Raw genomic sequence first — 20,833 nt, forward strand, 5'->3', positions numbered from 1 at the left:
GGGCTGGGGCGGTGGAAGGAGGGCGAGTGGACGCGCTACTCGGTGTCGCAGCACGGGCTCTACGACGACGCGGTGTTCAGCATCGTCCCGGACGGGGACGGCCACCTGTGGATGAGCAGCAACAAGGGCGTGTCCCGGGTGTCGCTGCGCGAATTGGAGGAGGTGGCGGACGGGCGCCGCTCGCGGCTGGCGGTGATGGGGTTCGACCAGACTGACGGCATGCGCACCGCGGAGTGCAACGGGAACACGCAGCCGTCGGGGTGGCGGGGCAGGGACGGGCGGCTGTGGTTCACCACCATCCAGGGCGCCATCGTCGTGGACCCGGTGCGGGTGCGCGCGAGCCGCCAGCCGCCCGAGGTGCGCATCGAGGAAGTGAGGGTGCAGGGCCAGCTGGTGCCGGTGGCGGGCCCGGTGGAGTTGCGGCCGGATGGCTCGCGACTGGACATCCGCTTCACGGCCTTCACGCCGGGGGACGCGGTGCGGCTGCCGTTCCGCTACCGGCTGGTGGGGCACGACGACGGCTGGGTGCGCGCGGAGATTCGCCGGGCGATGTACACGGGGCTGCGGCCCGGTCGCTATCGCTTCGAGGTGCAGGCGGAGGGCCGGGACGGCGGCTGGACGGAGCCGGTGTCGCTGGACGTGCTGCTGGAGCCGAGCCTGTGGCAGCGCACGGACTTCTGGGTGTTGTTCGTGCTGGGGCTGGGGATGCTGGGCGTCAGCGTGTACCTGCTGCGGGTGGGGCAGTTGAAGGCGCGCGAGCGGTGGCTGGAGGCGCGCGTGCAGGAGCGAACGCGGGAGCTGGCGCGGGCGAACGAGGAGCTGGAGTCGAACGTGCGCACGCTGAGGCAGACGCAGGCGCAGCTCGTCCAGGCGGGGAGGATGGCGGCGGTGGGGCAGCTCGCCGCGGGCGTGGGCCACGAAATCAACAACCCGCTGGCGTACATCGTGTCGAACCTGGAGCACGCGAGCGAGGAGTCGGACGCGCTCGCGAAGGAGCTGGGCGAGGCGAGGAACGCGGGGACGCGACTGCGCGAGGTGGGGCAGGCGCTGCGCGAGGCGTTGCATGGCGCCAACCGGGTGCGCCGCATCGTCCGCGACTTGAAGACCTTCTCCCGGCCGGACGACGAGAAGCAGGGGCCGGTGGAGCTGGGCGCGGTGCTCGACTCGGCGGTGAAAATCGCCATGGGCGAGCTGCGTCCGCGCGCGAAGGTGGTGCGCGACTACGGCGACGTGACGTGGGTGGAGGGCAACGAGGCGCGGCTGGCGCAGGTGTTCCTCAACCTGCTCATCAACGCGGCGCAGGCGTTGCCGGAGGGGCGGGCGGAGGAGAACGAGGTGCGTCTGGTGACGCGCGGCGGGCCGGACGGGTGGGTGATGGCGGAGGTGCGCGACACGGGGAGCGGGATTTCGCCGGAGTCGCTCGGGCGCATCTTCGACCCGTTCTACACGACGAAGCCGGTGGGCGTGGGCACGGGGCTGGGGTTGTCGTTGTGCCACGCGTACGTGACGGCGATGGGCGGCACCATCTCCGTGGAGAGCGAGCTGGGCAAGGGCTCCGTGTTCCGGGTGGCGCTGCGCCGCGCGAGGGACGCGGCGGTGACAGCGGAGGCACGAGCGAGGGCGCGAGACGCGCTGACCGATTCCTCCCCGGGCCTGAGGCACGTGACGGAGCGGGACTCCTCGCCCTCGGGCTTTCCGACCATCTCTGACTCTCGGCCCATGTCGGAGCGGGACACCTCTCCGCTGGGCTACCCGACGGTGCACGTGAGGCCCGCGGCGGAGCGGCCCGCGTCGCCCATCAGCGCGCCGACCCGGTGGGAGCCGCCGCCCGAAGGCAGGTTGGTGACGGAGCGTCCGGCCGCCTCCATTGGCGCGCAGCCCTCCGGCGCCGCCCTTCCTCTTCTTACGGCCGCGAGCACCGCGCGAGCTCCGGGTCCACCATCCTCCTCCGAGACACCGGGCCCCGAGGCGCGCGCCCCCCGCGTGGACAGCTCCGCGTTGGAGTCCGTGGCCCGGAGGTCCGAGCCGGTGGGTGACGCGGGCGTGCCGCCGGGGACGAGCGCGGTGGTGACGGACGCCCCGCGAGTGGAGAGCCCGCCGCCTCCGGTGCGGGGGCGGGTGCTGGTGGTGGACGACGATGCCCTGGTGAGCGGGGCCATCCGTCGCACGCTGGCGCGAGAGAACGACGTGGACGTGGTGGTGAGCGCGCGGCAGGCCCTGGAGCGGCTGAACGGGCCCGAGCCCCTGCGCTACGACGTGGTGCTGTGCGACTTGATGATGCCGGAGATGACGGGGATGGACCTCTACGAGGCCCTCGTGCGCACCGCGCCCGACGTGGCGGAGCGGATGGTCTTCATCACCGGCGGGGCCTTCACGCCGACGGCGCGCAACTTCCTGGAGCGGGTGGAGAACCCGCGCGTGGAGAAGCCCTTCGACCCGGAGGCCCTGAGAGGGGTCGTCCGGGCCGAGGTGGCCCGAGCGCGCCTGGTTACAAGTCCAGCACCAACCGCTTGGAGCGAGCGCGCGACACGCAGATGAGCATGCGCTCGTCTCCGGCGGGCTCCTGCTGGAAGAAGGTGTCGCGGTGCTCGGGCTGTCCCTCGCAGACGCGGGTGACGCAGGTGCCGCAGGAGCCGGCCTCGCAGTCGCTGTCCACGCGCACGCCATTGCGACGCAGCACGTTGAGCACCGACTGCCCCTTGGGCACGCTGAGCACCTGCCCCGTGCTGCGGATGGTCACCTCGAAGTCGGAGTCCTCCTTGCCCAGGGCCGCGCCATTGCCCTCGGCGCCGAAGGACTCGAAGTGGACCTTCTCCCAGGGCCAGCGGTGCTTCGTGGACGCCTCGCGCACGGCCTTCATCAGGCCCGCGGGGCCGCAGCAGTACAGCCGCGTGCCCGGCCCGCGCGTGGCGAGCAGCCCCGACACATCCAGCCCCTTGTCCGGGTCTCCACCGTCGAAGTGGAAGCGCACCCGGTCCGCGAACGGAGATGCGGACAAGAGCTCGCGGAACGCGGCGCGCTCGGGGGTGCGGACGCAGTAGTACAGGACGTAGTTCGCGCCGGTCCGCTGGAGCTGGCGCGCCATGGCCAGCAGCGGGGTGATGCCGATGCCGCCCGCCACCAGCACGTAGCTGCGCGCGAACAGCAGGGGGAAGTCATTGCGCGGGGGGCTCACCACCAGCACGTCGCCTTCCCGCACGCGCTCGTGCATGGCACGTGAGCCGCCGCGACCTCGCGCGTCCTTCTGCACGGCGATGACGTAGCGGTGCGTCTCCTCCGCGTCGTTGCAGAGCGAGTACGAGCGCAGCACGGAGTCCTTGCCGGGGACGCGCACGTCCAGGTGGGCGCCGGGTTCGAACGGGGGCAGCGCTCCGCCTTCCTCCGCGACCAGCTCGTACGACAGGACGTCCTCGGCCTCGCTTGAAATCCGGGCCACGCGCACGCGCTGAGCATCATTCATCAAGGTGTTCACTGCGTCCCCTCTCCCCATCCCGCGACCGCGATGAACCCATCACCCATCACGACGAGACGAGATTGGTCAGGGGTGGTTCCGCGTGGGATTGAACCAGGGGGCGGTCGGTGCGTTGCTTCCCCGACGGTGGTCGGACCTCGAGGGTCGCGTCGGTGTCACCCAGGGAGCGCCGCTTCCTGCTCCGGGCGACATGTTCTCCTGTCAGAGGGCTAGAAACTTCCCACAGGTCCCCGCGGGGGACCTGTCGTGACCCGTCTCGTTCTCCAGGGCGCGGACCTCCTGGCCGCCTGCCGGGGTCGCGGGGGAGCGGGCCTTCCCCACGTCGCTTCGGCATCGTGGCGTGGTCATCCCCACCATCCAGGACATGTCGCGCCAGGAGCCTTGCGCTCCATGGAGGGGATGCGCGGCCCCCAGAACCCCAGGGAGGCAATCAAGCATGGATGCCATCGCGTTGCTGAAGACGGACCACAAGACGGTGGAGCAGCTCTTCCGCAGGTTCGAGAAGGCGGGCGCCAATGCCCACAAGCTGAAGCGCAAGTTGGTGGAGCAGATGGTGCTGGAGCTGTCGGTGCACGCCGCCATCGAGGAGCAGGTGTTCTATCCGGCGGTGCGCACGCGCTCGGAGCCGATGAAGGAGGAGGTGCTGCGCTCGCTGGAGGAGCACCACGTGGTGAAGTGGGTGCTGTCGGAGCTGGACGAGCTGCCCGCGGAAGCCGAGCGCTTCGACGCCAAGGTGTACGTGTTGATGGAGAACGTGCGAGCGCACGTGCTCGAGGAGGAGACCACGCTCTTCCCGGCGGTGAAGAAGGCCTTCAAGCCGCAGGAGCTGAGGGAGCTGGGGGCCTTGTTGGAGAGCGCCAAGCAGGCGGCGCCCACCCGGCCGCACCCGCTGGCTCCGGACACGCCGCCGGGCAACCTGGTGGCGGGCGCGGTGTCGGCGGTGATGGACATCGGCCGTGACGCGCTGAGGGCCGCGAGGCGCAGGGCGACGACGAAGGTGCGGGAAGTCACCGGGCGGGGCGCGAAGCAGCCACCGGCCCCCGAGTACGAGGCAGGGGACTCCGCGAGTCCGTGACGTCGGCTCCCTTGGAGAGGGCGGGGCGGACCTCCGCCCTCTCGTGCCGAGGGGACATGAATGTCGGCGGTGGGGGTTCGTCCTGAGGAGCATGGCCGCGGCATCACGACACCCGCCGTACCGGAATCCCGCCCGAGGAGGCGCAATGCTTCACGCAAAGTCCGTTCGTTCCCTGTTGCTCACCGCCATGCTGTTCACCGCACTGGGTGCCTCCGCGCAGCCCGCCGCGCCGCGCCCGCCGTTGGACCCCGCGGTGCGGACCCTGCGCGTGGAGGGCACGGGTGAGGTGAAGGCGCAGCCGGATGAGGCCTTCATCGACCTGGCTGTCGAGACGCTGGCGCCGAACGCGAAGACGGCGGGCGAGCAGAACGCGAAGAAGATGGAGAAGGTGATTGCGGCGCTGACGTCGGCGGGAATCGCGCGCAAGGACATCCAGACGCGCAACTACTCGGTGTACCCGGACTACGGGCCTCCGGCGCCGAACGAGACGGAGCCGAAGCTCAAGGGTTACCGGGTGAGCAACCTGGTGGGCGTGCACCTCACGGAGCTGTCGCGCGTGGGCAGCCTGCTGGACCAGGCGCTGGCGGCGGGGGCGAACCGGGTGGACCAGGTGCGCTTCGGGCTGGCGAAGCAGGACGCGGTCCAGGGTGAGGCGCTGCGGCAGGCGGTGGCGCGCGCGCGCAAGTCGGCCGAAGTCCTGGCGGCGGCGCTGAACGTGAAGCTGGGCGCGGTGGTGGATGCGAGCACGGTGACGGAGTCGCCGCAGATGTACCCGGCGCGCTTCGCGATGGCGGAGGCCGCGGATGCCCGCGTGGCCACGCCCATCCAGCCGGAGGAGCAGACCGTGCAGGCCAAGGTGACGCTCATCTACGTCATCGAGCCCCTGCGGTAGTCAGTCGCCCAGCGATATCAAGGGCTTGCTGGGGTGCTCCATGTCGGTGATTCAGGCATGTGCCCCCAGTGTGCCCCTTCGGTGATGTGACCCGAAGCGGCCTGTCTCAAGGGGCTGGGACGGTCGAGCTGTTGGACCGCGTTCTCGCGGGTCTCCGGGGAGAGGTGGGCGTACCGCATCGTCATTTCGATGGTGGCGTGGCCCATCAACTCCTGGATGACCTTCAAGGGGACTCCGCGCATGGTGAGGTGACTGCCGTAGGTGTGGCGCAGGTCATGCCAGCCGATGCGTCCCTGCTCGCGCTGGATGTTCGCCAGCCGCAAGCAGCGCTCCAGAGGGCGCCGCATCAATCCCGAGGTGAGGGGCTGTCCGTCCTCCTGGCAGAACACGTAGGGCCCGCGCAGGTGACGGTGGCTCTTGAGCGCATCGAGGGCCGACAGTGGGATGTCCACCGTCCGCTCGCGTCCGCCCTTGGGCAGTCCTTCAATCCCCTTCCAGAGACTCCGACGGACTTGGAGCTTGCCACGGTGCAAGTCCAGGTCGCTCCATTGGAGCCCCATCAGCTCTCCCTGTCGAAGCCCTGTCTTGAGGGCAACGAGGAGAATCGTTCTCCACTCGGGCTCGGCCAGGAAGACCAGCCGCTCGGCCTCCTCGAAGGTGAGGAAGTCGTAAGCGGTCTTCCCCAGCTTGAAGAGCTTCACGCGCGGGATGTGGGCGATGACGCCCTGCTCCTGCGCCAGCGCGAACACCTTGCGGAGCACGCTCAACGCGTTGTTGATGTACCGGAGGCTCATGGGAGGCGGGCCCGAGCCCTTGCGCATGCGGAGGGCCGCAGGTGAGGGAGCCTCCTTTCGTGCACGTGCACCCGAGCGCTTCTTGCGCATGGCCGCCTTGAAGTTCTCGATCTGCTCAAGACCGATGGACTCCAGGATCATGTGCCCGAAGAAAGGGAGGACGTGACGGTTCAGGATGTTGCGCTTGCTCTCGATGGTGGAGCCCTTGTTGTTGTTCTCGCTGTACGTGAGGAAGCGCGGGATGAAATCCGCCATCGTGCGGATGCGCTTCTCCTGGGCCTTCTCCTTTCCGAAGGTTCCAGTCAGCAGCGCGTGGCGGACCTGACGCTCGTACTCTTCGGCGCCGCGTCGGGTGTTGAGCGGAGACGCCTTGCGGATGCGCTCCACACGCCCGTCGGGGTGCTGGTACTTCACGTCCACCCACCACGCCTCCTGCACCTTGCTCTCCTTCGTCTTCCACTTCCGCAGTCTGACGCTCATCGGTTTTCTCCGAGCGCAGGACCGCTGTTACCCGGCTGCCACTCTACCAGGGCACTTCGGCGGATGCGGAGGACTCTTCCGAGGCGGACGATGCCGGGCACCTGCCCGAGCCGGATGGCCTCATAGAGCGTCTTCCGGTTCACGCGCAGGAGCTTGGCGGCTTCTTTCACTGTTAGGAACTCGGGCCCCTCAGGGAGGGCCGCCGCCGCGAGCACAGGGGCCTTGCGACAAGTGCTGTGGCTCATCGGTACATGCCTCCCGTGCGCGCGTGATGTGCTTCCGGCCGCGCCGTGGAGGGGCGAGCATTGGGCGTTCCCTGCGAGTTCTCCGCCCCAACCTTCTCTTCATCCAGGACCAACCAATAGGCCCGCACGCGCTTGCCGTCGACGGACACCTTGCGCGTGAGATGCCCGTCCTCCTTGGCCACGAGGTCCTTGGCCGCAAGCTCCGTCATCACTTGCCGGATGTCGAAGCGCCCCTCGCGCGCGATGTCGTTCATCGCCGTCTGGAAGATGGCCACGAAGCGCCTTCCACTGGCGTCCTTCTCGTCCACCACCAGTCCAGGGCGATGGATGGTGTTCGAGCTATCGAAGCCCATCCAGTTGGACGCAACGAAATTCATGATGAAGTCGTAAGCCGCGTCGGCGGTCGTCTTCGTCTCGCGGGACTCCTTCAACACCGCCGCGCAGAAGGCTTGGCCCGCGTCGAGCGCCGCAACCTGGGCGCGTGCATCGTCCTCGCCGCAGATGTGGACGCGCGCGAGCCTGTCGGCCAGCACCAGGAGGGCGGCGTAGCGGGCTTGTTCCGTCGTCTCGGTCACCATGCGAGCGGCAACCTGTCGGTGCAGCTCGCGCAGGTCATCGAGCCTTCCTGAGGCCGTGTAGTGCTCCATGAGGGCGCGGATGAAGGCGGGCCCCACGTGGCCGTGGTGTCTCTCCAATCCTTGGTGCGTCTGCGTGGCCAGGGCCGCGTCCCCCAGCGGTTGCGCGCACACCTCCAACGTCCGGTTCTTCGCGCCCGCCGCGCCGCCAATCTGCAACAGCGGCTTCTCTCCGGAGATGAAGGCCAGTGAGCGCCACGTCTTCCGCGCGCGCAGCTCTCCGGTCTGAGTGGCTCGCGCGCCGCTCGTCTCCGTTCCCACGATGTAGGCCATCAGGTTCGTCATCCCCTCGCGCGTGACTTGGGTGTCATCAATCCAGGTGGGCAGGTCGCGGTGTCGGGCCAGCTCGCCCTGCAACGCGGCGGACGAGACATCCCCACTGACCTTGAGACCCGAGGGGCGCCCCCAAAGTGACGTGGTGGTGGCCTGCACCGCGGATTTCCCCGTCCCGGACGCTCCCCAGATGGACAGGCACATGCTGCGCAGCTCCAGCAGTCGCAACAGAGGCGCAGCGAAGCCCGCCGCCCAGGCCATCTCCGCGAGGGGGCTTCGGTCGCGGACGGCGAGCGTCAGTCGCAGGTGTTCATCCTCCGAGCCGCGCGACACGAGCGCATCGAAGAATGCGGCTTCACCCGGCATGATGACGCGACCGGGCTCGCCAATGACCTGCCGCCCCACGACGAAGCTCCGCATGTCCTGGGACCAGCCGCTTTGGGTGAAGATGCGCACCCGGGGTAGGCGCGCGTGGTTGTGCTGCTCCTGCGCCTGGAGGAAGTCCTGGACCTTCTTGCTGTTGCTGCTGGTGAGCGGCGCCCCCCGGCCCGACAGCTCCAGGATTTCGCTCCCTGACACCTTGGCGCGCTGCATCGTCTCAGTACGGACACGGTCCCCGTACATCCACCGCACCGTCACGTAGCAGGTGCCGTGTTCATCCTCGCCGGTCTCCGTGATGTTGATGGGCGCGGCGACGACAGTGGAGAGCTTGTCCTTGTCGGTGTACTTGAAGATGCCGAGCGACTGGCCATCGCTGGTGTCGTAGCCCGGAGCCGTCATCCATGCGTCAACGTCAAGCGTGGGCGTGGCCTCGGTTGACGGGCGCGAGTGGCCCAAGCTCCTGAACAAGGCGGCGTCCTTCTCCCATTGGGCCTGGGCCTCGCCGTACTGTTCATTGACTCGACGGAGGCACTCCGCGACGTGCGCGGCGTCGTGGTCCGTGCAGGCCATCGCCACGACGGACGGGGCGAGCAGGCGCAACACGGTTTCGTCCGATGCCTCCGGGGCCTTGAAGCGCAGGTAAGAGAGGAGGGCCCAGATGTTTTCGTGATGCTCCCCGGACGGGAACAGGGGCTGCCCCTCCTTCATGCGCTCCACCGCCGCCGCGTGCTTCGGGTCGCTCGTGTGCAGCCAACGCTTCCAGAGCTGCGCCACGGTGAGCCCGTCGCGCGTGGGCGCCTGCCAGGCACTCTCCGCCTTCGTTCCATCAACGGGCTTGGAGCGGGTGCGCTTGGCTTGGGCCGCGTCACGAATCCAGGCGGGGGCGTCCGCTGGAGAAGCCTGGGCCGGGGTCGAGCCCTCCACCCAGGCATACCGCTCCCCGGTGCGATGAAGGCTCGGGGGCGCGATGACGTAGGCGCCATTTCCCCGCGTGTCGATTCCAGGGGTGATGCTGGCCGCCTTCGACACCAGTCCCGAGTGGCGGAAGTAGACGTGGTAACCCTCGCCACTGGTTTGGGCCACGATGGTACGGGGCAGCGCGCCGCGTTCCTCCTCCTTCTTCTCCATCGCCTCCACACCACCGGCCTTCGCGTCGATGTCCACCACGTCGATGCCGGAGAGGGCCCCGGTTGCGATGGCGACGTTCGCGTGGGGCCAGCGCTGCCACCATGCGCGAATCTGGGCCGGGTCCGTCGTGGCGTCCTTCACCCCGTTGGACGTGCGTGGGTGCTTCCCTGCCCGAGTGCAGGACGCTCCCCCAGGGCACGTGCAGATGAGAGCCCCAGAGGGCACGGGAGTGGGCTCGAAGCAGGGGAAGACGTGCCAGCCACGCCCGGCGTACTCCAGCGCGGCCTCCAGGGTGTGAGTCGAGTTCGAGTCGGCGGCTATCAAGGGACATCCAAAGGCAAGAGAGGGGAATCGCGGCGAGCCGGAGGGCTGCCGGGTGGGCTTCGATGGGGTGGACCGGGGCGGATTCGGTGGCGGGGCAGAAAGCGGGGCAGGCTTAACTTGCGAGAATCACTCAGGAATCTGGCGACCTGCCCCGCTGCCCCTCTTCTTCACCGGAACACACGCTGATATGTAGAGAGGGGATGAGAGGGGTTAGATGTCTGCAATTGCCCTATGGGGGGTATGTTCCTCGCTTTCTCTCTCTCTTCTCTAAAACAAGCGGGGCAGGCGGGGCAGGGAGGCACAGGGGCCTTCCAACCTGCTGATTTCATGGCTGCTTTTGGTCTCAAGGGGCGCCCCGCTTTGTGCCCCGGTGTGTTGTAGAAGCGGGGCAGGCGGGGCAGGACAGGCCCAGGTCCACGGCGCGGTGGTGCTTGGGGGCGGCGGCACCTCGCGGAGCCTGGGACGCTCGGGCGCTGGCGGGCTCCGTTACTGCTCCGTCGTGGCCTTCTTCACTCGGGTGATGACTGAGTGACGGAGTCCTCTTCTCCTCATGAAGAAGAGAGAGAAGCGCGAGCAGGGCCCACTGTTCGTCACTCACCGCGTCATGGCCTCGGTGGGGGTTGGGGCATCGCGCGCTCATGCGTCCCTCACGTTGATGCTGTAGGCACGGGGCACCGCACCGCGAGCACCGGGCGTGTACCGTGCGGACTCGCGCACCACGCCAGTCAGCACGAGGGCCGCGAGGCAACGGCGGATGGCCTGCTCTCCCGCTCCGAGCGTGCCGCACAGCTCCTTCACTGTGCGCCCTTGGGGCCCTGCGTCGGTGAGTGCGGCGATGACGTGGGGTCGGTACTGCTCAACCTGTTCAAGCATGCGTTGTTCTCCTTCAACTCTCTTTATGGGGACGCTTTCCGCGACTGGCCCCGCTGAGACTTCTTCGGCCGCGTTTGACGGTGTGCTGTCCCTCGGTAAATGCGTGCGGTTTCCGCGAATGGCTCACGCGACGAATTCCCTGGGCCTTTTCATGGCCACGTCTGACCGTGGCTTGCCCTTGGTAAATGGGTGCGGATTCCGGGAGTGGTTCAGGGCAGGCCCCCCGGTTCGGATTTCCGGAGCGAGGTCCCTTCACGCCTTGCTTGGCGGTGGTGCACGCTGAGAAAACTTCCTGGAAAATCGTGAGCCCCCGAGCGGCGATGTGTTCAGCGTGGCGGGGTGCTTTCAGCAGTTCCTGAACACATGTCGCCTGGGGACCGCGCGCTCCGGGTGGCGGGGAGTTTTGATGGGCGCGAGGCATAGAAAACCGCCCCCCCAGCGTTTGGAGAATCGGAGAACGACTGGAGGTCGTGGGCTTCCTGGTACGGTTCCGCCATGCCTTTTGGAAGTCCTCCGCGCGTGTTCTGGTCCCTTGCCCGGCTTGCCCTGCCCCTCGTGCTCCTGATGGGGTGGACGGCCACGGCGCAGGCTCAGGATGCCCTACGCGGGCGGGAGATGAAGCGGCGGCGGGTGTCGCTCACGGTGGCCACCGCCGACAAGCCCGTGGAGCTGCACGTTGCCCCGGACTACCTCACCGCGTTGGAGTTCGATTCCCCGATAGACCGTGCCGCTGTGTCACTCGGGGACTCAGGGAGCCGACTCGCGCTGTTCGAGGTCAACGCACGAAGCATCGTGCTCAAGCCCGCGATGGACCTGGGGCCTGGGCGTGGCGTGGAGCTGATCGTCCCATTCGCGGATAGCGCGGCGCCGTCCCGTGTCATGTTCTCGCTCGTTACTCACCCTGCTGAGATGGACGCGCAGGTGATGGTGTCGCGCATGCCTCGTACCGCAGAAGCGATTCAGGCCGAGCTGGACGAAGTGCGCGCCACGTGTGGGGCCAAGGATGCCGAGTTGGAAGCGCTTCGTGCCCGCACCGTGGCGAGCGGCCCAGCCGGAATGATTCTTTCCGGCCTATTAGGCGATGAGGGCTTTCGGGCTCGCAGGAGTCCCGTTCTTGGCGCCGCTGATGGCCTCGAACCTGAAGAAGCCGTGACGTACCGTGCGGGTGGGTGGGGAGCCGTTGCCCTCCGAGTTCGCAACACAGGCCCTCAACCCTGGACGCCTGTGGAGGCGCGGCTCTCCATGGTCGCGAGCGGCGAGCGCATCAACGTGCTGGCGGTTCGCATGCGAGAGCCCCGGATTGAACCGGGCGGCGCGGCCCTCGTGGTGGTGGAGACCGGGGCGCCCAACTGGCCCGAACGCGCACTCCTCCGGTTGGAGCTGCGTGACAAGGACGGAGGGCGACGTCTTCTCATCCCGCGCTTCGCGTTCTAGAACCGCTTTCCATGTTGATAGGGCTGAGCCCGGCGCACCTGCAACCCGGGCAGACGGTCGACGGCTGGCGCGTCATGAAGCCGCTGGGCGCGGGCAGCTTCGGTGCCGTCTATCTCGTGGAGAAGGAAGGCCATCGCTTCGCGATGAAGCTGGCCATGCACCGCGCCAGCAGCGGGGGCGCTGAGCAGACCGACGCGCGGCTGTTGCGGGAGATGGTCTGTCTGTCCCAGGTGAGCGGACACCCCAACGTTGTGCAGGTCCACGCCCACGGACGTTGGCAGCACCCAACCCAGGGATGGCTCTATGTCGTCCTGGATTACGTGGAGGGCTACACGCTGGGGGAGTGGGTGGAGAAGACGCACCCCACTGCGCATGAAGTATCCCGGGTATTCGGCAAGCTCGCGGGGGCGCTGGCCCATCTGCATTCGCGGGGTGTCTTCCACCGCGACTTGAAGCTGGGGAACATCCTCGTGCGCGCCTCGGATGGGGAACCCTTCGTCCTGGACTTCAGCGTAGGGGACTACACGCTTGCTCCGGAGCTGACGGACACGCCCTTGCCACCCGGCACCCGGCGCTACCGCTCCCCCGAAGCGGCGCGCTTCCTCCGCGAGCATGGGCACGAGCACGACGCGCGCTACGAATTCAAGGCGACCGACGACGTGTACGCGCTGGGCGTCTGCCTCTATGACTTGCTGACGAATCCCCAGCCCGAGAGCGAGGCGCCGCGCACCCTGGTGGGCGCCCAGTGGCCTCCCCCCGCGCCGCATGCGTTGAATCCGCGAGTGCCCGACTCCCTGAGCGCGGCTGCGATGCACTTCATTGACCGACAGCCCGAGAATCGCGCACCCACCGCCGAAGTCATGCGGCGCGAGTTGGAGGCGTTGTTGTCGGAAGAGGGCGAGGCGTGGACCGTGCCGATTCACGTCCCCAGGCCACCCCTTCCGCTTGCCTCCGAGGCCCCCCACAACGACGTTCCCCAGGAAGAGGCACCGGCCCCGATACCGAAGCAGCCCCCAAGGCGACGCGTGGCGGGGGCTGTGGCCGTCCTGGCGCTCTCGGTGGCCTCGCTGGCGGGCTACATGGCCTTGCGCCCCACTCCGAACGCGGAGAGGCCCAGCGCGCCCGTTACGGCCACTACGGCGGGGGATGCTGGCCCTGCCGCCTTCCTTCCTCCTGCCGTGCCCCCCACCCCCATGGCGTCGTCCCCTGGGGTAGCGTTGCCCCCTTCTGCACCTGTCGAGAAAGAAAGCCCTCCCGTGAAGCGCGCCCCCGTTTCGATGCCCCCCGCCGCCGAGTCCACCGCCAGGAAGCCGAAGTCTCTGGCCTCTCGTCCGAGCTGGCCCCCATCGCCGTGGACCGGGTTCCTCAAGACGTGCGCGAGTGCGACTGCTGCTGCTGCGCTCTCCCTTGGCTGCCCCGGTGCCCAGGTCCGACCCGAGCCCGGCGACTGCCCTTCTGAAGCGCGCGATGCCATGTTCAATAAGACGAACAAGCACGGACTCCGTTTGCGCCCGGGGCAATCAGTGATGCTCACCCTGGACATCCGCCAACCCGGGGCCATGGGCCAAGGGGGATTCTATTCCGATGGGCCTGTGACGGGAGTGGTGCGCATCAGTAGGGTGTCGGGTCTCCCAGAAGGGACGCTGCTCTCGGGCTACCTGTGGACAAGCGGAGAGGTTGTCGTCGGGCGCTACACGGAGGCGCGGCTTCCTGATGGTCGGACCGTTCCGGTGTGCGTTGTCCTCGGGGATGAGGGGTACATCGAGAAAGGGCCTAATTCCAAGCCGGGGGTTGCGGAGACCAACAAGACCGCTCCTGCCTACGCGGTCGAGCGTTGGCCCTAGTTTCCCTCGGGGAGCGTAAAGGACGTTTGCAAAATGGACCCTTCTTTGTTCACTCAGGGTGAATAGTAATTCGACCTTTTTAGACCTGTCACGTCGTTCAGGTTTGGCAGGGCTGGCAGTACCTTGAGTCTGCCTTTGCGCGAACCCTGTTGCGCGGGCACTCGGAGCTTCCTGCCCATGTCCAATCCGTCTGACTCTCGGCCTGCCGGGAGCGTTGTCCTATTCACGAACGGCGACACCTCTTTCGAGTTCTTCAGGGACTTGGGAGAGGGCCGCGTCGGTGAGCGGATCCTCCTCGCGCAGACCCGCACGCCCAGGGGTCTCGGTGAGTGCGTCGTGCTCAAGTGCCTGCCCCTGCCGAAGGCAGCGGAGGCGACGGAGAAGTACCAGCGCACCCGTATTCGCCTGGAGGAAGAGGTCCGGCTCGCCCAGTACCTTCGCCACCCGAGCATCGCGCGCGTCCATGGCCTCTTCGAGTCGGAGATGGGCCTTTGCGTGGCGATGGAGAACGTCGAGGGGTTGTCGCTCAACACGCTGCTAGCCGTTGCCCAGGCGCGCGGCCGCTACTTCTCCGAGGCGTTCATCCTCTACGTGGGCGCGGAGGTGGCGGCGGCCCTGGCCTACGCGCATGCGTGCACGGATGACGCGGGCTTCGCGCTCGGCATCGTCAACCGTGACGTGAACCCTGCGCGCATCCGCCTGGGGCCACACGGCGAAGTGCGACTGACGGACTTTGGCGTGGCGCTCTCTCGCCTCTCGGGGCGATTGGCCACCTCCCTGCCACGCCCCCAAGGTGAAGTCCTCTACTCGGCTCCCGAGGTGTTGCTGGGCGAGGTAGTGGACGCGCGAGCGGACCTGTTCTCCCTGGGGCTGACGCTGCTGGAGTTCGCCACGGGGCGCCATCTCTACGACCCTGGCCACGTCCGCATCGAAGAGGTGGAGGCGCGGTTGTCGAAAGAGGCGCGACAGCAGGCGCTCGCGGCCTCGGTGGCGTCCATGGTGACGGAGCTGCCCTCGTTCGCGGAGGATGCCATCTGGTGCGCCATGGCCTACGGCTCCGAGGACGTAGAGCACGCGGCGCAAGGGCTCTCGGTGCCGCTCAGGGACATCCTGCACACCCTGCTGCGCCGCAACCCCGCCGAGCGCTTCGGGACGGCGGCCGAGTTGGAGCTTGTCCTGCGCTCACAGTTGGCGCGGCTGGGCGGGTACACGCGCGAGGAGGCATTGCAGGAGGCCCAGCATGCGCTCGGGGAGGCCAGCGAGGGACTCTGGGACTTCGAGTTGCCGAGCGACGAAGGCGGCATCACGCCCCCTGTCACTCAGGTGTGGAGTCGCTCCGAGCCCACGACGGATTCAGCCTCACCCCGGGGCGCGCGGCGAGCGTCGTTTGACTCGCGCAACCCGGATGATGTGCCAACGGAGCCCGGTGCCGGTCCGCGCCGTCGCACGTTGTCGAAGCAGCCGACCGCGTAGCGGCGGCACCTATCCCCCTCACCACCGCTGATTCACCACCGGCACGGCGCGAGCCGCTCAAGCCGACCGGGAGACGTGTGTTCTTCGTGCCTCGCTCCGGGGCACGCACAGGAGGCGTGTATGCACAGGAAGCGAAGTTGTCTGGCAGCGCTGCTGTTCGCGTTGCTGTTACCCACGGCGGGATGGTCCTCGGAGCCTTCCGTTCCCGAGGAAGAAGCACCCTCCTCCCCACTGGCACCGCCCTCGCGCAAGTGGCACCACCTGATGCGGCTGGAGGCCACGACGCTGGCGCTGCTGCCTCGTGCTGGCGTGGGGGAAGGCGAGGGCTTCGTGCAGGTGGAGCCCACCTTCATCCTCGACGGGGGGCCTGAGTTCGGCGTCAACCTGGGGGCGCCCGTGCGCTTCCGTCTTTGGGGTGAGGAGGATGGCGCGCCCCTCGTGCGTCGCGAGGACTGGGACACGCTCTCGGACTGGGGGCAACTCGTTCGAGGGCTCCTGTTGGGTTCGGACAACGCGCCGCTCGGAATCTGGTTCGGCCCGCTGGAGGAACACCGGCTCCTCTCCGGCCATCTCGTCCGCCGCTACTCCAACCGCACGAATCCCGACTACCACCCGGCCGGGGGCATCTTCACCGGCACGTTGGGCCCGCTCTACACGGAAGCGTTCGTGTCGGATGTGCTCGGCGCGCGGTTGTTGGGAGCGGAGTTCTCCCTGGACATGGAGCACCTCCTCTTCGGGCAGCCCGAGCAGCGGGGCCGGTACACGCTGGCCGTGTCCGCCGTCCATGACTGGGGGCGAGCAGGAGGGGCGGCGCCATCGATGACGCTGGCCCACCTGGACGCCATGGCGGTGGTGGTGGCTCGGCCCGGCATGGAGGCTTACGTGAATGCCGGGTGGGGTGGCCGTCCCGGGGATGGCGGCGCTTGGGGTGCGGTCATGGGGGGCGGAGTGGACTCCCTCTCCGAGAGGTTCAACCTGCGCCTTCGGCTGGAGGCGAGGCGCCAGCATGGCGGCTTCCGACAAGGCTACTTCGGCGCGGACTACGAGCTGGCGCGCTTCCAGGCGGCGGGCCCCGACGGCGAGCCGCTCGCGGATGCTCACTTCCCGGACGGCTACTCCGCATTCGCGGAGGCCCTCGTGGAGTGGGATGCAGTCAGCTACGGAGGGCCCTACAAGCACCTGAGCCTCTCGGTGGGCGCGGAAGCCTTCTCGTGGGGGCGCGTCGACGTGGACGGTCGCGTGGCGGTGCAGCTCTTCGAGCGCGCCTTGGAAGTCGCGGTGAAGGGGCTCGCCGTTGGCGCTGGGAAGCCCGGGGCACGCTACCTGGGAGCGGCGGAAGTCCGCTGGAGGTTCCTGGAAGGGAAGCTCTACGCGATGGGGACAGGCGGCACGCTGTTGTTCGCCACGGCGGACGGGACTTTGCGGCCGGGGGCCTTCGCCTCACTGGGTCTGGGGGTGGACAATGCGCGCTGATGCCATGCTCCTGGTCGTGGTGCTTGTCGCGGGATGCGCGTCGGTGCCGCATGCTCCCGGGCGTGGCGGAACGCTGAACTACACGCCTCGTGGGGGGACCTCTCCTGCGCGGGGGGACGTGTTGTGGGACGAACGTCCTCGTGCCTCCGGCTCCCCTCCGTACTCCCTCGCGGGCCCTGGGGCTCAACAGCGCCTCTTCCGTCATGTCGGGCCACGAGGCGAGGCAACGAAGGCAGCACCTGGCACCGCATCTGGAGCTGTCGGAGGCAGGGGCGCGCAAGCCGCCTCGGCGCGGCAAGCCCTCCTCGACTCCCTCGATGAGGTGAAGGGCTCGATGAAGGGGGCCGAAGCCACGCTCTCCAAACTCGCGGAGCGCGCTCCCGTGTTCAGTGGCAGGGCTCTCAGCGGGGGAGTGTTCACGCGCTATCTCGACCACGGCACCAATGAAGTTGCGTGGATTCGCGGCGCCCTCGGAAGCGCGACGATGTTGGCGGCCGGCGCGTCGGAGGTGGGGGACTCGGAGATGGAGGTGGCCCTCCTGCGCATGGCGGGCCCACGGCTCCAGTCCGCGATGTTCGGTGCCCTGCTGTTCGCTACCTGGGTGGACTTCCTCCAGCTCTCCGACGTCCTGCTGCGCGAGTGCCCGATGTGCGGCGACGAGAAGCTGTTCCTGGACCTCCACCGCGTTCAGGGCTTGATGGAGCCCACGCTGGCGGACCTCGCCTCTCGTGACCCCGAGCGCGTCGAGGCGGCGGCCCTCGCGATGCCCGAACTGATGGGGAAGCTGACGCACGAGTTCAACATGATGCTTGCGGATGCCAAGACCGCCATGGAGGAAGGCGGCAAGGTCATGGTAGCGGTGCAGGTGGTGGAAATGCTCGCCATGGTTTCCACGCTGAAGATGGGGATGCCCAGGCTGCCACCGGCCGCCCCCGCGACGCTCGGCGTGGGCCTCGTCCTGAGTTCAGGTGGCGTCATGGCGGGTTCACAGCTTGTCGTCTCCGCTGAGTGGGTGGAGATGATGCGCAGGCTTGTCCAGGCGGGCGTCATCTCGCTTCCCGTCGTGAGCGCGGCGGTCCGCATCCACGGCGGGCAGGTGATGATGGCGCAAGCGCACCAGGACTTGCCCAAGGGCGTGCGCGATGCCCTGGGCGACAGCCCGGAGGTGCGCGGCATGCAGGTGACGGATAGAGCTGGCGCGGGCATGTCCGAGCGTCCGAAGCACCACGTCATGCCGAAGGAGCATCGCGAGTGGTTTGAACAGCGCGGCTTCCAGGGCGATATGGACATCGACCAGTTCTGTGTCCGCCTGGAGCAAGCCCACCACGAAGCGATTCACGGTGGGGGAAACTGGAAGCTAGGGCGCACATGGCCCGGTGAGTGGAACCGGCTGATCATGGAGGCCCTGCGCGATGCCGAGGCCGAAGCTGGACGCAGGTTGACGCGGAATGCGGTCCTGGACATCGTTGCAGATCGAATGAAGGACTACCGGATCCCGATGAATTTCGTCCCAGGGAAAAGGCGATGAGCGACGGATCAGCTTGGCAGGGCAACATCAAAGCTCGCCTGTACGAACGGGTCCGCGAGCGAGGGTACGACTCTCTGTCCGCCTTTGCCGACGCGCGTCCTGCCGTGCCGCTATTTGTCCTGGCCGATGAGCTGGGCAGCGACGTTGCTGCGGTGCAGTTGTTGAGTGGCCTGCTGTACGAGGCGGAGCAGCACAAGCGGGTCACGCGCTTCGTCCGTGATGTTCTCGTTCGTCTCTTGTCTCAGAGCCTTCCCAACGGTTGGCCCGCCGTGATGGATGACGCAAACGTATTCAAGGTGGCCAAGGCGCTCGGTTCGTGGTCCGCATACACCCCAGAAACCCATAAGGAGCGGGGCAGATTGGCGAGGGCGGCACTTCGCGCCAACCCACCCCCTGCCGGCTGGCGCCCGCTCGGTCCCGACGACACACTTCTCCGGACGCTCCTCCCCGACGAGGAAGCCTGAACGGAGCTGGTAGCCCCGCGAGTCAGTGACGGAGCCGCCATGTGCCCCCAGTGTGCCCCTCCAGCATGGAACGGGGTGGCACACTGGGGGCAGGGATGGAACAGGGCGGGATGACGTCTCCGAGCGAAAACCGAGGCACTAGCGGGTAACAGCGCGTCCTGCTTGGGGTTTTCTGGTGCCTTGGCCAAGGTGACGCTCATCTACGTCATCGAACCGCTGCGCTGAGTCAGATGTCTCTCGCGAGGGCCTGCTCTGGCGGGCCCTCGCGGTGTGGGCAGGTGGACTGGAGAGGCATTGCGACGGGTCGTGCCATTGTCTCGATATCACCTGGGTGGAGGACGCGCTCGGTGGGTTCTGGAGCTGGATGAAGGAGCGGCCCCCGGCTGAGCCAGCGCGGCAACGCCGCGTGAGCGGGGCTGGAGCTTCCCTGGGAGCGAACAGCCCGCCTCCTGGGCCGCTCCCAGCGTGTGCCCTCGCCGCCACCGTCGAGCAGTGAGCAGCAGGGGAGCGATACGAGTGCCCCCTTTCCGCCGTCGGTCCGACATACTCCCCCGCCCCGCGCGTCTCGCGCGGGTGAGTCCTGGGAGGACACGGCACGTGAGTGGCAGGAACGTCATCGTCGTCGGAGGTACGGGCGATATCGGCCAGGCCGTCACGCGGAAGCTGCGAGCCGAGGGCCTGCGCGTCCTGTGCGCCGCGAACGACGTGGCGACGGAGACCGCGGACGCGGTGCACGTGGACGTCACCCGTGAGGACTCCGTGGTGGCGATGTTCGACAAGGCGGAGGCGGCGCTCGGCCCCATCTCCGTCCTCGTCAACTGCTCGGGTGTCGGCGTCTTCACGTCGCTCGAGAACCTGTCCCTGGAGGACTGGCGGCGCAGCCTCGAGGTGAACCTGACGGGGACGTTCCTCTGCGCGCGGGAGGCGTTCCGGCGGATGAAGCCCCGAGGCGGAGGCCGGCTCATCCACATCGGGTCCGTGAGCGACCACCTGACGTTGCCGATGAACGGCGCCTACGCGGCGTCCAAGCACGGCGTGCGCGGGCTGACAGGGGTGCTGAACGAAGAGGGCAAGGCGCTGGGCATCCGCGCCACGCTCGTGTCGCTGGGCGCGGTCTACACGTCCTTCTGGAAGTCCCGGCCGGAGTTCAGTCCCGAGGACATGCTCTCCGTGGACGACGTGGCGCAGTGCATCTGGGAGATTTCCACCAAGCCGTTGAACGTGCGGGTGGACGAGGTGCGCCTCGTTCCTCCCCGAGGTGTCCTCTGATGGAGACGCAGTCGAAGGCCCCTGTCGCGATTGTCACCGGGGCCAGTCGTGGAATTGGCGCGGCCATCGCCACGGAGCTGGCGAGGCAGGGGTTCGAGGTGGCGCTGCTGGCGCGAGACGTGGCGGCGCTGGGGCGGCTCGAGGAGCAACTGACGCGGGCCGGTGGGCGGGTCTGGCCGCTGGCCTGTGACATCGCGGACGAGAGCGCGGTGGGCGCCGCGATGGAGCGACTGGAGGCGAAGCTGGGCGTGCCTCGGGTGCTGGTGAACAACGCGGGAGTGGGTGGGCCGTTCCACCGCGTGGACGAGGTGAGCACCGCCGAGTGGGACCAGTTGTTCGGGGTGAATGTGACGGGCGTGCGCAACCTGTGTCACTGGGCGCTGCCGCGCATGAAGGCGCGGGGTTACGGGCGCATCGTGAACATCGCGTCCATCATGGGGCTCTTCGGTGGCGCGCAGTCATCCACGTACGCGGCGACCAAGCACGCGGTGGTGGGGTACTCGAAGTCCATCGCCGCCGAGTGGGGCGCCTACGGCATCACCTGCAACGCGCTCTGCCCGGGGTACATCGACACGGAGATGTTGGCGAAGGCGGACCCGGCCGTCCGCGCGCGACTGCTGGAGCGAATCCCCGTGAAGCGCTTCGGGACGCCGGAGGAGGTGGCGGGCATGGTGTCCTTCCTGGTCGGGCCCTTCAGCGGCTACGTGAACGGCAGTGCCCTGGTGATGGACGGCGGCCTGTCGGCGCACCTGGCGTCGGACCTGCCCGCGTTCTGA

The 20,833-nt window shown here is 68.1% G+C and carries 16 protein-coding genes; 11 read left to right on the top strand and 5 right to left on the bottom strand.

The annotated features are described in order from the left end of the window. The coding region (locus tag HUW62_RS12765) for an ATP-binding protein (protein ID WP_176434590.1) at positions 1-2,538 on the top strand (2,538 nt) is incomplete at its 5' end. Here the strand turns inward: HUW62_RS12765 and HUW62_RS12770 are convergent. Next, positions 2,489-3,472 (bottom strand): PDR/VanB family oxidoreductase, encoded by a 984-nt coding sequence (locus HUW62_RS12770; RefSeq protein ID WP_240356394.1) that lies wholly within the window; start codon positions 3,470-3,472, stop codon positions 2,489-2,491. The two genes, HUW62_RS12765 and HUW62_RS12770, sit on opposite strands and share 50 nt — an antisense overlap. Positions 3,473-3,908: 436 nt before the next feature. Between HUW62_RS12770 and HUW62_RS12775 the strand changes: the two genes are divergently transcribed. Beyond that, entirely contained in the window at positions 3,909-4,547 is a 639-nt protein-coding gene (locus HUW62_RS12775; protein WP_163866012.1) for a hemerythrin domain-containing protein, read from the top strand. A gap of 145 nt (positions 4,548-4,692) precedes the next feature. Further along, positions 4,693-5,439: an SIMPL domain-containing protein gene (locus HUW62_RS12780; RefSeq protein ID WP_163866013.1), complete on the top strand. Its 747-nt coding sequence runs from the start codon at positions 4,693-4,695 to the stop codon at positions 5,437-5,439. Positions 5,440-5,456: 17 nt separating this feature from the next. Here HUW62_RS12780 and HUW62_RS12785 read toward each other — a convergent pair whose 3' ends face one another. The 4 genes from HUW62_RS12785 to HUW62_RS12800 all read right to left on the bottom strand — a co-directional run bounded on the left by HUW62_RS12785 (position 5,457) and on the right by HUW62_RS12800 (position 10,572). Continuing rightward, entirely contained in the window at positions 5,457-6,713 is a 1,257-nt protein-coding gene (locus HUW62_RS12785; RefSeq protein WP_176434591.1) for a site-specific integrase, read from the bottom strand. Next, positions 6,710-6,958, bottom strand: a complete 249-nt coding sequence (locus tag HUW62_RS12790) for a helix-turn-helix domain-containing protein (RefSeq protein WP_176434592.1) — start codon at positions 6,956-6,958, stop codon at positions 6,710-6,712. Before HUW62_RS12790 ends, HUW62_RS12785 begins: the two co-directional genes overlap by 4 nt. Further along, positions 6,955-9,699 (bottom strand): bifunctional DNA primase/polymerase, encoded by a 2,745-nt coding sequence (locus HUW62_RS12795; RefSeq protein WP_176434593.1) that lies wholly within the window; start codon positions 9,697-9,699, stop codon positions 6,955-6,957. Before HUW62_RS12795 ends, HUW62_RS12790 begins: the two co-directional genes overlap by 4 nt. A 636-nt stretch (positions 9,700-10,335) precedes the next feature. Continuing rightward, positions 10,336-10,572, bottom strand: coding sequence for a hypothetical protein (locus HUW62_RS12800; protein WP_176434594.1), 237 nt, complete (start codon positions 10,570-10,572; stop codon positions 10,336-10,338). Positions 10,573-11,091: 519 nt separating this feature from the next. Here HUW62_RS12800 and HUW62_RS12805 point away from each other — a divergent pair. From HUW62_RS12805 to HUW62_RS12840, 8 genes are all read left to right on the top strand, one after another. Beyond that, positions 11,092-12,006: a DUF2381 family protein gene (locus HUW62_RS12805; RefSeq protein WP_176434595.1), complete on the top strand. Its 915-nt coding sequence runs from the start codon at positions 11,092-11,094 to the stop codon at positions 12,004-12,006. Between the two features lie 11 nt (positions 12,007-12,017). Continuing rightward, the gene (locus tag HUW62_RS12810) at positions 12,018-13,850 is read left to right on the top strand and encodes a serine/threonine-protein kinase (protein ID WP_176434596.1); all 1,833 of its coding nucleotides are present in this window, start codon (positions 12,018-12,020) and stop codon (positions 13,848-13,850) included. Positions 13,851-14,027: 177 nt separating this feature from the next. Continuing rightward, a complete protein-coding gene (locus tag HUW62_RS12815) occupies positions 14,028-15,323 on the top strand; it encodes a protein kinase (RefSeq protein WP_176434597.1) in 1,296 nt (431 codons plus the stop codon). A gap of 120 nt (positions 15,324-15,443) precedes the next feature. Beyond that, complete coding sequence (locus tag HUW62_RS12820) at positions 15,444-16,796, top strand: hypothetical protein (RefSeq protein WP_176434598.1); 1,353 nt, start codon at positions 15,444-15,446, stop codon at positions 16,794-16,796. Positions 16,797-17,208: 412 nt separating this feature from the next. Further along, the gene (locus HUW62_RS12825; RefSeq protein ID WP_368670399.1) at positions 17,209-18,324 is read left to right on the top strand and encodes a DUF2380 domain-containing protein; all 1,116 of its coding nucleotides are present in this window, start codon (positions 17,209-17,211) and stop codon (positions 18,322-18,324) included. Continuing rightward, complete coding sequence (locus tag HUW62_RS12830) at positions 18,321-18,788, top strand: NUDIX hydrolase (RefSeq protein ID WP_176434600.1); 468 nt, start codon at positions 18,321-18,323, stop codon at positions 18,786-18,788. Before HUW62_RS12825 ends, HUW62_RS12830 begins: the two co-directional genes overlap by 4 nt. A 597-nt stretch (positions 18,789-19,385) precedes the next feature. Further along, positions 19,386-20,057: an SDR family oxidoreductase gene (locus tag HUW62_RS12835; RefSeq protein WP_163866014.1), complete on the top strand. Its 672-nt coding sequence runs from the start codon at positions 19,386-19,388 to the stop codon at positions 20,055-20,057. Further along, entirely contained in the window at positions 20,057-20,833 is a 777-nt protein-coding gene (locus HUW62_RS12840) for an SDR family NAD(P)-dependent oxidoreductase (RefSeq protein WP_163866015.1), read from the top strand. The genes HUW62_RS12835 and HUW62_RS12840 overlap by 1 nt, the downstream gene beginning before the upstream one ends.

The sequence above is a fragment of the Myxococcus sp. AM011 genome (genome assembly GCF_013372595.1).
GTDB classification, from domain to species: Bacteria; Myxococcota; Myxococcia; order Myxococcales; family Myxococcaceae; genus Myxococcus; species Myxococcus eversor.